Origin of the sequence: Marinifilum fragile (assembly GCF_963677365.1) — a bacterium.
Taxonomy (GTDB): domain Bacteria; phylum Bacteroidota; class Bacteroidia; order Bacteroidales; family Marinifilaceae; genus Marinifilum; species Marinifilum fragile.
Genome location: NZ_OY781962.1, coordinates 4,016,692 through 4,029,578 on the forward strand (window position 1 = coordinate 4,016,692; position 12,887 = coordinate 4,029,578).

General features: G+C 35.9%; 14 protein-coding genes. 9 read left to right on the forward strand and 5 right to left on the reverse strand.

Annotated features, from left to right (window positions below; genetic code table 11):
- The first annotated feature begins 71 nt into the window (after window positions 1-71).
- Window positions 72-938 (forward strand): Spy/CpxP family protein refolding chaperone, encoded by an 867-nt coding sequence (locus ACKPCA_RS16090; protein ID WP_321280014.1) that lies wholly within the window; start codon window positions 72-74, stop codon window positions 936-938.
- A 145-nt stretch (window positions 939-1,083) separates the two neighbouring features.
- On the opposite strand, the gene hemN is transcribed toward ACKPCA_RS16090, so the two are convergent.
- A complete protein-coding gene (gene hemN, locus ACKPCA_RS16095) occupies window positions 1,084-2,448 on the reverse strand; it encodes an oxygen-independent coproporphyrinogen III oxidase (RefSeq protein ID WP_321280015.1) in 1,365 nt (454 codons plus the stop codon).
- A 131-nt stretch (window positions 2,449-2,579) separates the two neighbouring features.
- Between hemN and ACKPCA_RS16100 the strand changes: the two genes are divergently transcribed.
- From ACKPCA_RS16100 to ACKPCA_RS16110, 3 genes are read left to right on the forward strand one after another with little or no spacing between them, the layout of a single operon-like run.
- Window positions 2,580-3,308 (forward strand): DUF169 domain-containing protein, encoded by a 729-nt coding sequence (locus ACKPCA_RS16100; protein ID WP_321280016.1) that lies wholly within the window; start codon window positions 2,580-2,582, stop codon window positions 3,306-3,308.
- Between the two features lie 10 nt (window positions 3,309-3,318).
- Window positions 3,319-4,392: a butyrate kinase gene (buk, locus tag ACKPCA_RS16105; RefSeq protein WP_321280017.1), complete on the forward strand. Its 1,074-nt coding sequence runs from the start codon at window positions 3,319-3,321 to the stop codon at window positions 4,390-4,392.
- 24 nt (window positions 4,393-4,416) lie between these two features.
- Window positions 4,417-4,914, forward strand: coding sequence for a YqiA/YcfP family alpha/beta fold hydrolase (locus ACKPCA_RS16110; RefSeq protein ID WP_321280018.1), 498 nt, complete (start codon window positions 4,417-4,419; stop codon window positions 4,912-4,914).
- Window positions 4,915-4,960: 46 nt separating this feature from the next.
- Here ACKPCA_RS16110 and trpS read toward each other — a convergent pair whose 3' ends face one another.
- Both trpS and ACKPCA_RS16120 read right to left on the reverse strand, forming a co-directional pair.
- On the reverse strand, window positions 4,961-5,950 hold the full coding sequence (gene trpS / locus ACKPCA_RS16115; RefSeq protein WP_321280019.1) for a tryptophan--tRNA ligase: 990 nt from the start codon (window positions 5,948-5,950) through the stop codon (window positions 4,961-4,963).
- Between the two features lie 155 nt (window positions 5,951-6,105).
- Window positions 6,106-6,549: a YqaA family protein gene (locus ACKPCA_RS16120; RefSeq protein ID WP_306742499.1), complete on the reverse strand. Its 444-nt coding sequence runs from the start codon at window positions 6,547-6,549 to the stop codon at window positions 6,106-6,108.
- 119 nt (window positions 6,550-6,668) lie between these two features.
- On the opposite strand from ACKPCA_RS16120, the gene rbfA reads away from it, so the two are divergent.
- The 4 genes from rbfA (at window position 6,669) to ACKPCA_RS16140 (ending at window position 9,643) form a co-directional block, all read left to right on the forward strand.
- Window positions 6,669-7,004: a 30S ribosome-binding factor RbfA gene (rbfA, locus tag ACKPCA_RS16125; protein WP_054715409.1), complete on the forward strand. Its 336-nt coding sequence runs from the start codon at window positions 6,669-6,671 to the stop codon at window positions 7,002-7,004.
- 15 nt (window positions 7,005-7,019) lie between these two features.
- Entirely contained in the window at window positions 7,020-8,234 is a 1,215-nt protein-coding gene (locus tag ACKPCA_RS16130; protein ID WP_306742497.1) for an ABC transporter permease, read from the forward strand.
- A 78-nt stretch (window positions 8,235-8,312) separates the two neighbouring features.
- Window positions 8,313-8,993, forward strand: a complete 681-nt coding sequence (locus ACKPCA_RS16135; protein ID WP_321280020.1) for a hypothetical protein — start codon at window positions 8,313-8,315, stop codon at window positions 8,991-8,993.
- Complete coding sequence (locus tag ACKPCA_RS16140; RefSeq protein WP_321280021.1) at window positions 8,993-9,643, forward strand: hypothetical protein; 651 nt, start codon at window positions 8,993-8,995, stop codon at window positions 9,641-9,643. The genes ACKPCA_RS16135 and ACKPCA_RS16140 overlap by 1 nt, the downstream gene beginning before the upstream one ends.
- Window positions 9,644-9,727: 84 nt before the next feature.
- Here the strand turns inward: ACKPCA_RS16140 and dusB are convergent, their stop codons facing one another.
- Entirely contained in the window at window positions 9,728-10,723 is a 996-nt protein-coding gene (dusB, locus tag ACKPCA_RS16145; protein ID WP_306742494.1) for a tRNA dihydrouridine synthase DusB, read from the reverse strand.
- Between the two features lie 179 nt (window positions 10,724-10,902).
- On the opposite strand from dusB, the gene ACKPCA_RS16150 reads away from it, so the two are divergent.
- Window positions 10,903-11,823, forward strand: a complete 921-nt coding sequence (locus ACKPCA_RS16150; RefSeq protein WP_321280022.1) for a CPBP family intramembrane glutamic endopeptidase — start codon at window positions 10,903-10,905, stop codon at window positions 11,821-11,823.
- On the opposite strand, the gene ACKPCA_RS16155 is transcribed toward ACKPCA_RS16150, so the two are convergent.
- A complete protein-coding gene (locus ACKPCA_RS16155) occupies window positions 11,785-12,549 on the reverse strand; it encodes a hypothetical protein (protein ID WP_321280023.1) in 765 nt (254 codons plus the stop codon). The genes ACKPCA_RS16150 and ACKPCA_RS16155 overlap by 39 nt on opposite strands.
- Window positions 12,550-12,887: the final 338 nt, after the last annotated feature.

Below are 12,887 nucleotides of genomic sequence, written 5' to 3' on the forward strand. Positions count from 1 at the left end.
AGTCAAAGAACCGAATTCGATTTTAAAAAGCGCTGAAATTAGTAAATGAGAACATTAAAAATTTTAGATAGATGAAACGATCAGTAATAGTTGGAATGATTTGCATGTTTGTAGTGGCTGGAATGTCGAACCTATATGCACAACAAAATAGAGGTGAACGCGGACAGAGAAGTGACCAATGCAGAAAAGAGATGCGTTGTAATCTTAGCGATGCACAAAAAGAACAAATGAAAGAAGTACGTGTAAAGTATGCCAAGCAGAGCTTAGATATCAAGAATGAATTAAATGAGTTGCGAGCAAAGCAGAAAACTTTGGTTTCGGCTGAAAAACCAAATAAGTCACAAGTTTATGCCAATATCGATAAGATGACTGCTTTAAAAAAGGAATTGCACCTTCAGAAATTAGATATGCGAATGGAAATGCGTTCATTTTTAACCGAGGAGCAATTGTTGCGCGCCGATGCCCGACCAAATTACCGAAAAGGAATGAAACAAGGCCGTGGAGGAAATGATGGAATGACACAGGGAAGAATGCATGGCAAGCATGCACATGGACAAATGCAAGGCAGAAAAGGTATGGGTGCACAAAAAGGCATGCATGCCGGCAAAGCAAAAAGAAATATGCTTGATTTAAGCGATGATCAGCAGGCAAAAATGAAAGACTTGCGTTTGGCTCACATGAAGGATACCAAATCCTTACGTGATGAGGCGGAAGAACTTAGATTGAAGCAAAGAAACTTAATGACGGATGAAAATCCAGATAAAAAAGTATTAATTGCCAACGTAAAACGTTTGGCGGATATCCAAAACGCTTTGGCAAAAAAGAGATATGAACATCAAATGAAAGTTCGCGAATTACTTGATGAGGATCAGCTGGTAATCTTTATGAGTAGAGCAGGCAAAGGACAAGGTTTTCATAGAGGTCACAACAGGTGGTAATAAATATTTTACTTACGACTAAATTGTGGAGGTTCCATTTTGGAGCCTCTTTTTTATGAAAATGTGAGATATTTAAAAAGCTTTCAGTCCAACTACATTTTTGTAATTGGACTGAAAGCTTTTATTATTTGAGAATATTAATCTTTTAGATCGCTTTCGAAAACATTTTATCGCTACCTTTTTGTGAGTAGCGCAGTTTGTTGTCGAATGGTTTGGCAATGTTTCTAAGGAAAATCATACCCAAATCGGTAACCACTAGTTTTTCCTCGTCCAGTTCTATAATTCCTTCTTCTTTCATTATCGTCAATTCTTCGGTAATGCTATCAGGTAGGTATTTCTTTAAATCATCGGTAAAGAACAGCTCACGACGACAAGTAATGTCTAGTATAGCTCTTTTTACTGTCAAATCTTCATCAGTAAGGAAATAACCTTTGACCAAATCCAATTCACCTTCTTCACAAGCTGCTTTGTACAGGTGAATTTCTTTTGGGTTTTGTGCGTAAGCATATTTTGCATCAGAAATAGATGAGGCACCCAAACCAATCAGTAATTCCGTGTGGGAAGTGTTGTATCCCATAAAGTTTCGGTGCAGACGCTTCTCTTCACGTGCCACAAACAATTCGTCATGAGGCAAGGAGAAGTGATCCATACCAATATCGCTGTAGTTTAGTTCTGCCAGTTTTTCTTTTCCTAGATCGTACAAAGCGCGTTTCCCAGCACTATCCGGAATATCGGCATCGGTAAACATGCGCTGACCTTTGGTTTTCCAAGGTACATGTGCGTACGAATAGTAAGCAATTCTATCAGGTTTCAGCTCCGAAACTTTCTCGAATGTGTCGCGAACCGAAGAAATTTGTTGTTTAGGCAATCCGTAAATCAAATCAAAATTTACTGATTTATAGCCAATCTCTCTGGCGGTTTCGGTTACCTCTTTTACAATTTCAAAACTTTGCTTGCGGTTAATCACACGCTGTACTTCGGGGTCGAAATCCTGAACACCAAAACTTACTCTTCTAAATCCAACATCATACAAAGCTTGCAAATGCTTTCTTGTGGTATTGTTCGGATGTCCTTCGAAACTGAATTCATATTCAGGATGCAAATCGGCATGTTCTTTAATGCCATTAATCAGTTTTTTAAGGTTTTCAGGACTAAAGAAAGTTGGAGTTCCTCCACCCAAATGCAATTCTCTTAGAACAGGTTTTTCTCCAAAAGTATTCAGATAGATTTTCCACTCCTGCAGTAATGCATCTATATATTTTTCTTCAACACCATGATCGCGTGTGATGACTTTTGTGCAGGCGCAATAAGTACAAAGGCGTTCGCAATAGGGAAGGTGTACATAAATACTAATTCCTTTTGACGAATTCGATTCATCAAAAGTGCGTTTAACTATTTTCAACCATTCTTTTGCATCTGGTCTTTCATCTCCCCAAAATGGTACAGTTGGATAACTTGTGTATCGTGGTACAGGAACGTTGTACTTTTCGATTAAGAGCTCTTTGTTCATGGAAAATTCTTTTGCCTTATTCATACAAAGATATCTTTTTTTGTCAATTTCTGTTATTGTATTTAATTCTTCTTGTTTGATGATATTGAACTCAAATTTAATATTTTTATATAAGCCTAAAACCAAAAGATATGGATATCAACGTAAAAGAAAATTTTATTGAAAAGTTTAAGAAGTATTTTGGTGAAGAAACCAATCTTCCCATTGCTTTTTGGTACGGAAACGATCGATTGCAAGATGAAGAAATCAGACCGAAAAACTGGATGTGTATTATTGGTCAGTTAAACAAGATAAGAAATGGAGAAAGCTTAAGTTTTTCAGCTGATTCGGTAAGTTGTGGTGGAGGAAAAACCTATTGCGGATTTGCAGAATTTGTGCCGGGATTGGCTAACTTTCTTTCTACAGGAAAGGAAAGATATCTTAAGAATAGTGATATTGCTCAGAAAGTAATTAATCAGTTTCCTGTTTATAATGCTCCTGCCAAATACATCAGTTTTAAAAGGTGGGATCAATTGTCAGAAGAAGATGAACCCGAAGTGGTAATCTTTTTTGCTAAACCCGATGTTTTGTCAGGTTTGTTTACATTAGCCAATTACGATCAAACCGATTTGCAAAGTACAATTGTACCTTTTTCATCGGGTTGTGGTTCTATAGTTACCTTTCCCTATCAGGAAAGTAAAAAAGAAAAACCGAAGGCGATTCTAGGAATGTTTGATGTTTCAGCTCGTCCATATGTACCTGAAAATACCTTGAGTTTGGCCATTCCCATGAAAAAAATGCTTGATATGATCGCCAATATGGATGAGAGTTTCTTGTCAACTGACGAATGGGGGAAAGTAAAAAACAGAATATGCAGATAATACTTTAACTATGAATAGAAATGAAATAGTGATTGTGATTAATCCGGGATCAACCTCAACAAAAATTGCCCTATACAACAGAGAAGGACTGGTTAAAGATTTTGTTGCGAGACATTTGCAAAAGGATTTAGATCAGTTTCATCATGTTACCGATCAGTTTGAATACAGATTTGAAATGTTAAAAGACTGTTTGAATGGTATGTTGACTGAAAAAGATTTCTCAGTGGTTGGTATTGTAGGAAGAGGTGGTATTGTAAAGCCTTTGGAAGGAGGAACATATCGCATTAGCAATGAGTTTTTAGAAGATGCACGTACAGGAAAATATGGAGATCATGCATCGAACTTGGGAAGTATGCTGGCCAACAAATTGGCAGAACATCTTGGTTTAGATGAAAGTTATACGGTTGATCCTGTTTCGGCTGGTAACATTATCGAAAAGGCTCAAATTTCCGGTGTTCCTGGTATTGAAAGGAATCGCAGGGGACATCCCTTAAATATGAAAATGACAGCAAGAAAAATTGCGGCTCAGCAAGGAATTGCCTATGAAGATGCCAAGTATGTGATTGCTCATTTGGGAGGAGGAATTTCCATTGCCTCGGTTGAAGGTGGAAAAATTACCGACGTAAATGATGCTTTGATGGGAATGGGTCCATTTTCTCCGAATCGTGCAGGTGCAATTCCCACGCGTGGCATTATGGATTTGTGCTACTCGAAACCAAGAAAAGAGGTGGAAACTCTTCTAAGCAAAAACAGTGGATTGAAGGCCTATTTGGGTGTTGACGATTTGCGCGATGTTTTCGAATTGATTGAAGAAGGGAATGAAAAAGCTCAGTTGGTTTATGATGCCTTCGTGTACCAGATTGCCAAGGAAATTGGTGCTTACCATGCAGCAATGAAATGCAAAGCCAATGGAATTATTATTACAGGAGGCATTGCTTATTCCGATCGTTTTATTGCAGATTTAAAGGATTATGTTGGCTGTTTAACGGAATTCTTTGTATACCCCGGAGAAAATGAAATGGAAGCACTGGCCGAAGGTGCATTCCGCGTAATTGATGGCAAAGAATTGGCATTGGAATATTAAAAAAACTTAACCTAGATTCATAAAATGAAAGTTGTTTTTTCACATGGAAAGGAAAGTGGTCCTTGGGGAACCAAAATAAAGAGATTAAGCGAAATCGCTAAGAAAAAAGGATTCGAAATAGATAGTTTGGATTATCGGGCATATTCTAATCCCGATGATCGTGCAAGTCAGCTTTTAAACTATTTAAAGGGAGAAAAGAAGGATTTTATATTGGTTGGTTCAAGTATGGGCGGATATGTTTCTTTGGTAGCTTCAGAGAAGATTAATCCGAAAGCCATTTTTCTAATGGCTCCTGCTTTATATTTAGAAGGATATGCGAAACAGGAGTATCCGATTAATTGTAAGAATATTCAAATTGTTCACGGAAAATCGGATGAAGTTATACCTTACGAGCATTCGGTTCGATATGCCAAAGAGTCGAAATGTACACTGCATTTAATTGAAGGTGATCATCGATTGAATGCATCTTTAGAGAAAGTGGAAAGTATTTTTGAGAGTTTTCTGGAGAAAATTTTGAATTAAAAAAAGCCAGCTTTTAAGCTGGCTTTTTCTTTTAAATATACTGAGTTTAGAATTTTCTAAAACCAATTAATCTGCGAACTTCTTCAATTGTTTTAGCAGCACTTTCACGTGCTTTTTCAGCTCCCAATTTGGTTACCTTGTGTAAGTATGCATCATCTTGCATGATGTCTAAAATACGCTCGCGAATCGGGCTTGTAAAGTTGATAATATCTTCAGCCAACTGTTTTTTCATATCGCCATAGCGAATTTCACAATTGTTGTACTTGTCGTTAAAGAAATCGTAAGTATCCTTTGCAGAAACAATATCCATTAGTGTAAACAGGTTCTGAATTGCTTCAGGTTTTTCCTGGTTCATTTCAGTTGGACCACTGTCCGAAACGGCTTTCATTACTTTCTTACGGATATCTTTTGGATCATCAACCAAACAAATTGCATTTCCTTCCGATTTACCCATTTTACCCGATCCATCTAATCCAGGAACTTTAATAAACTCACCTGTGTATGAATAAGGTTGAGGAATTGGGAAAGTTTCTTCGCCATAAATGTTATTGAAACGACGCGCAAATTTACGTGCCATTTCCAAATTTTGCTCCTGATCTTTTCCTACTGGAACTTGATGAGCTTTGTGAATCAAAATATCCGCAGCCATCAAAACAGGATACGTTAACAAACCTGCATTAACATTTTCTGGTTGTTTACGAGCTTTATCCTTAAAAGAAGTTGTTCTTTCCAACTCACCCAAATATGCATTCATGTTCATCAACAAATACAATTCAGGAATTTCTGGTACATCACTTTGTACGTAAACTGTTGCTTTTTCAGGATCAATTCCACAAGCCAGGTACTCAGCTAATACGCGCTTTACATTGATGTGAAGATCTGCAGGAGTTGGGTGCGTAGTCAGGGAATGCCAATCAGCAATAAAGAAAAAGCAATTGTTATCGTTTTGCATTTGCACAAAGTTCTTCACCGCTCCGAAGTAATTTCCCAGGTGTAAGTTACCTGTAGATCGAATTCCACTTACTACTGTCTTCATTATTCAATTCATTAATCGCTCAAATATGAGCTGTTTATACTTAAAAATTTTAGTTCGACAAAATTATGAAACCTATCCGATAAATAAAATAGTATTAGGTAATTCTATCGTTATTGAAAATTTAATTTGATTTTTGAGATTTGATGTTTGGGATTTTAAGACAGAGCTTGCACTGTTAGCCAGGCCCAAACCACATATCTGCAAACTTTACCGGCTGCCATAAAAAGTGCCATCCAGTATGGATTGGTGCGTAATAATCCTAATCCGATTGGAATCATATCCCCTATAAAAGGAAGAAAAGCAAAAAAGGCAAGCGCATTTCCTTTATTTCTGAGAAACTCTTTGGATTTAATCGCTTTATCAGGTTTAATTTTTAACCATTTTTCGATTCTCTCCAATTTACCCAAGTATCCTAAATAGTAACCCGTTAAGCCACCTAACCAATTGCCTAAACTTGCAATTGCTATAGTCAAGCTGATATCAAAACCAGAATAAACACAAAGGCTAAGAATTGCCTCTGAGCTAAAAGGAAGAATGGTTGCTGCCAAAAAACTTGCCAGAAACAATCCCCAATATCCATATTCGATGAATTCAAGCATGCTGCAAATGTATAAAAAGCAAATGCTTTTATTAAAGAACTTTAACTTTTCCGCTCTTCTACTTTTCAAGACTTTTCAAGACTTTATTATATCTTTGTATAAAATTTAGAAAAGTATATATGGAGACCACAAGACAAAGCAAAGTTTCAAGATTATTACAAAAGGATTTAGGATTGATTTTTCAGCAGGAAGGACGAAATCTATTTGGAGGAAAAATGATATCGGTTACCACTGTAAGAATTAGCCCGGATTTGGGACTTGCAAAGGTGTATCTTAGTATTTTCCCTTCAGACAAGTCGGAAGAAACGCTTGAGGTGGTTAGAATGAACACCAAAAACATCCGTAGAATTCTAGGAACCAAAGTTGGTAAACAATTAAGAGTGGTTCCCGAATTGGCATTCTATATTGATGATTCTTTGGATTATATTGAGAATATCGACAACCTATTGTCATAAACTCTTCCACCGAATTTGAATCTACCTTTTCACATAGCCAGGCGATACCTGTTTTCCAAGAAAAAACAGAATGTTATCAATATCATTTCACTAATTTCAGTAGTTGGTGTTACGGTTGGTACCATGGCTTTGGTGATTGTGCTGTCTGCCTTTAATGGTTTGAATCAATTTATTGATAAGCAGTTTAGTAGTTTTGATCCCGATTTAAAAATACTTCCTGCAAAAGGCAAAACATTTGTTCCCGATTCAATTTTCAGACAAATTAAAGACATGGAACAAGTGGCATTCTATTCCGAAGTTTTGGAAGAAAATGCACTTCTCAAATATGGCAATCGTCAACGACCTGCAATTGTAAAAGGAGTTGATGAAAACTTTAGCCTGATGACGGGAATTGATACCATGATAACGGATGGGAGTTTTGTGTTGGATACAAAAAAGTATCAGTTTGCCGTGTTGGGGTATGGTGTAGCATTAGATTTGGGTGTAGGATTAACCTTTGTTGATCCAATAAAGTTTTATGTGCCAAAACGTAATGCTACGGTCGGACACAATCCAATGAATGCATTTAATTCTGAGATCATATGGCCATCGGGTTTTTTTCAGATTCAAGCCGATTTTGATACACAATATACCTTGGTTCCTTTAAGTTTTGCACGAAAATTATTCAGTTATCAAAACGAAGTAAGTGCCATCGAGCTCGGAATAAATGATTCTGAAGATATTGATGAGGTAAAATCTGAAATACAAGAAATAATCGGTGATGATTTTCAGGTAAAAAATCGTTTCGAATTGCATGATGTTATTTATAAAATGATGAAGACAGAAAAGACCGCAGTCTTTTTCATTTTATCATTTATTTTGGTGATTGCCTCCTTTAATATCATAGGTTCATTAACCATGCTGATATTGGATAAAAAAGAGGATGTTAGCACCTTAAGAAGTTTGGGTGCCAATGAGAAAACCATAAGACAATTGTTTCTAATCGAGGGTTGTTTGATTTCCATTTCGGGTGCGCTTTTAGGGGTAATTTTGGGCATAATAGTTTGTTTTCTACAGATCAAATTCGGATTTGTAAAATTGGCCGCAGGAAGTTTCTTTATGAACTCTTATCCTGTAAATGTGCATCTTTCTGATATTTTTATCATCTTTATAACGGTTGTATTGATTGGGTATTTCGCATCGCGTTTTCCTGTACAATACATTACCAAAAGATACTTGCAGTTTAACTGATAAGTATTTCCCACTACCGATTAATGAATAGGAATCAAGTTGATTTCTAATGGCAATAACTTATTAAAAATTACCGAAATGAAGAAGATTTTTGTATTCTGTGTGCTAGCATTTGGAATTTCAATCTTTGTAAATGCTCAGCAAACAGCCTTAACTTCCGATGGAAAAGTTGTGATTCTTTACGACAATGGAACCTGGACTTATGCCGATGTAAAACTTCCCAATACAGATACTAAGGAGATTCAAAAGAAAGCAGGAGAAGTTACAGTACCAACCAATGTATCTGTTGTAGATAATTCTCCTATTAGTTTGAAAGATGCCACCCTTGAAAAAATGGCATTTATTGAAGGACAAAGTGAAAAACTTTCGAAATATTTTAAAGACAAAAATATTGTTCGTTGCGATTTTACTTTAATATCGAAAGATGGAAAAGCCGTATTGAAAACAGATTGGAAAATTATGAACGGTGAAGCCTATTCGTATTTTGGATTCATAAAAGAAGGAAACAAAATCTCGTTGGAGTTAATAGGCGGCAAAACAATTGATTTGGTTTATACCAAAGAGTTTGAGCCTAAAGAGTATGAGAAATATGGATTTTCGACTTACTCAGCAGAACTGGAATTAAACGAAGAACAAATTCGTTTGTTGAGAAACTCTATAGTTTATAAAGCATATATGACTTGGAGCAGAAGAACAGAAGAATATAAAGTTGTTGCGCCTTCATATTTTATAAAATCATTATCTCAAATTATTGAATAATGAAGAACTTATTGCTTGTTGCAGTACTTCTTTTTTGTGGCATTTATACAGTAGATGCACAAATGAGATTGAGAACTCCTGATGGAAGAGTTGTATTGCTTTATGACAATGGAACTTGGAAGTATGAAGAAGTAAAAAAGGCGGATCCCAAACCAAAGGTTCCAGTTAAATCAGACATTGAATTATCTAAACCAATTTTACTGAAAAAGGCCGAATTAAAACCTGAAACAGTTATAAAAGGAGTTAGTTTAAAACTCAAAAAGTTTTCGGAAAACAAGAATATTGTAAAATGTGATTTCCAGTTGGTAGCAGATGAAGAAAAAGTGATTCTTAAAACCGAATGGAAAATAATGGATGAGGAAGGTTTTCGATTTTTTGGTTTTATCACAAAGAGGTCAAAAATCGATTTAGAATTGTCTAATGGTGAAATTGTAAGCCTGAATTATACAAGAGATTTTGAGCCCAAAGAATATCCGAATTACGGTTTTACGATATTTAAAGCTGAACTTACTTTAAGTGAAGATCAAATTAGAGCTTTACAGAAAGGATACATTACAAAATCAAGTATGCAATGGAGCAGGAGGGTAGAAGAATACGATGTTTTTAACCCTGATTATTTTATTAAAGAGCTACCTAAGATTTTAAAATAGTGCTTGGTTAAGAGAGCAAAAAACACAAAAAACGCAAAGACATCTCATCTTTGCGTTTTTTGTGTCGGTTAGTATGTGATTTTTTTAATCTTCTTCTATTTGTAGTTCGCCCCATTCTGAAGTAATTTTATTCAGAATTACCATTAAATCATCATAGTGATCCGCACGAAGCATATCGATACGAGTTTGCTTAAAATTGTACAATCCTTTAAACATGCCTGCCATATGTCTGCGCATGTGTAAGATTCCTCTTCTTTCATCAATCCAGTCAATAGCAGCATCGATTTGTTCTTTTAGCATGTCTACCTGTTGAGCAACGGTTGCGGGAGGAAGCAATTCTCCAGTTTTCAGATAGTGTTTCACATCCCTAAAAATCCATGGTTTTCCTACGGCAGCACGTCCAATCATAATGGCATCAACACCATATTTATCAAAGGCCTCTTTTGCCTTTACAGGATTGGTAATATCACCATTTCCAATAATCGGAATGTGCATTCTTGGATTGTTTTTTACCTCACCAATTAAGGTCCAATCTGCTTCACCTTTATACATTTGGCAACGGGTTCTTCCGTGAATGGTAAGGCCTGCAATACCAACGTCCTGAAGTTGTTCTGCAAGCTCAACAATAATTTTTGAATCAGCATCCCAACCCAATCTGGTTTTAACCGTTACGGGAATATCTACTGCTTTTACAACTTCTTCAGTAATTTTTAGAAGCTGTGGAATGTTTCGAAGCATTCCCGATCCTGCACCTTTGCTGGCAACTTTTCTTACCGGACAACCAAAGTTTAAATCAAGAAAATCCGGCTTGGCTTCTTCAACAATTTTGGCAGCTTCAACCATTGGATCAACCTCTTTCCCGTAAATCTGAATGGCCACAGGACGCTCTTCTTCCAAGATGGTAAGCTTTTTCATAGTTCTGTTTACCGAACGAATCAATGCATCCGATGAGATAAACTCCGTGTACATTAAATCGGCACCATAACGCTTACACAACACTCTAAATGGAGGATTGGTAACATCTTCCATTGGAGCCAATAAAACTGGCTGTTTCCCTAAGTCCAAATTTCCTATCTTCACTTCAGCTTTTTTTATATTCGGTAAAAATCAGTGCACAAAGATATAATAAAGTCTCGAACAGTCGAATTGTCAAATTACCACACACATGATTTGCTTCATAACGGAGTATTGATTTGAGATTTGGAATTTGATAATTGCCTTTTGTTGCTAATTTTGTGTTTCAACTAAAAAAAAGAAACATGTTAAAAGGATCTTTTAGTCATCACAGCCCATTTACCCATTTGATAATTAGTTTAATTGCAGTAGTTGTATCTTTCCTGCTAGCCATGTTTGTAGGTACTGTGTTGGCATTAATATTTTTTGACATTAACATTTTTACAGATTTACAAGCTATTGATATAAACAGTGACTCTGTAAATATTTCGGTTTTGAAATTTTATCAATCGGTTTATTCTGTTGGAATGTTTATAATTCCTCCTTTTATTATTGCATTTTTGGTAAGTAAAAAAGTTCGTGAATATTTGTTTTTAGCCGAAAGTACCAATGTTTCAAAGGTACTGTTGGCAACATTTATTATCATTTTTTCACTTCCCATGATTAACCTTCTGGCACAGCTAAATTCCCATTTAAGTTTACCAGAATTCATGTCGGGTATCGAAACCTGGATGAAAAATAGTGAGGAACAAGCAAAAGTTGTAACCGAGAAGTTTTTGATTATGAACTCAACTTCGGATTTATTGGTGAATCTTCTGGTTATTGCATTGATTCCTGCGATTGGAGAAGAACTTTTATTTCGCGGAGTTTTACAGGGAATTTTCGGAAAGCTTACAAATAATATTCATTGGGGAATTATTATTACGGCATTCTTCTTTGCGGCACTTCACATGCAATTTTATGGCTTATTGCCACGTATGGCAATGGGAATACTTTTCGGATATTTATTGATTTGGTCACGAAGTTTATGGGTGCCAATAATCGCACACCTGGTAAACAACGGAATGGCTGTTATTACCAAATATTATATCGATAAAGGAAATGTTCCAAAAGAAATGGAAACCATAGGAGCCAACGAAAATTATTGGTTCACAGGTTTAATTTCGGTCATAATTGTATTGTTGTTGCTACGAGTTTTCAGAAGCATCTGTAAAAGGAAGGCTTAGAGATGCTTTCTCGGCCATTTTAACTTGTTCTAACTTTTCAAGTTCACCTTTTCTCCAAACATATACAACACCGTATTCTGAACATTTTGCACGCTTTTCTTCATCACTTAGCGATCCAAACTTCTTTTCAACCTGGTTCCAAAGATCAAGAATAAGCTTATCAGCATCTTCACGAAACTCTGCAACTTTTTCAGAAAAACGATGGGTGTTGTTTTGTAGTGTTTTTTGATAATTGAATGCTTGTTTAAAATTTTCACAATTAACGCGCACCAGTGCAATGGAAGGACTGTAAATTGGATTTCCCCCCATTCTGGTTCTTTCCTGTTCACCTTTAACCAATTTTTCTCCCCACTCAATTACTTTCGAATCTTTTAATAGGGAAGGAGTGGCTTTCGAATTTTTCCGAATTCCATAAAATTCACGAACCTCAGGCTTCATTTCACCTCGAATGATACAAAAGTTTAAAACTTGTATAAAATGAGATACATACAAGCGAGCTTTTCTCAATTTCTCGTTGTACTCCTTACTTTTACTCGATTGTTGACTTAATGCCTGCCTGTGATTTCTTATTGCAAGCTCGTAATGAGGTACAAAAGTTTCGATTCTTTGGTACAAAGAGTAGGAGAAAGCCAAGTCAAAACGATTTACTCTCATGCTGATACTTAAGGCTGCTTTAAGAGCACGTACACGTGCCGTATCGGTATTTGGTAATCTGCGGTAAGGCATTAATTAATCTGGTTTAAGCAATAATGGTATTGTGATTAGCGAATGTACATAAAATATATATTTCTATTTTACCGTTCGCATAACGAATGTATTAATTTTAAATTGATTTTGTAGAACAATTCCACAGAAATTGTCCATTAAATTCCACAATTGATTATTTTTTTCGCTTACAACGATATTTTGAGAGTTTGCAATAAAAGTCATAACTAATACGTTTATAGGTTGTTAGTTTAATTTAGGAATCAGGTAGGATATATTCGTATGATTTCGGTATTTTAATTGTAAAGGATTTAAGATGAGAAATTAAACGAAATTTTTAATCGAAACCAGTTGTAAAA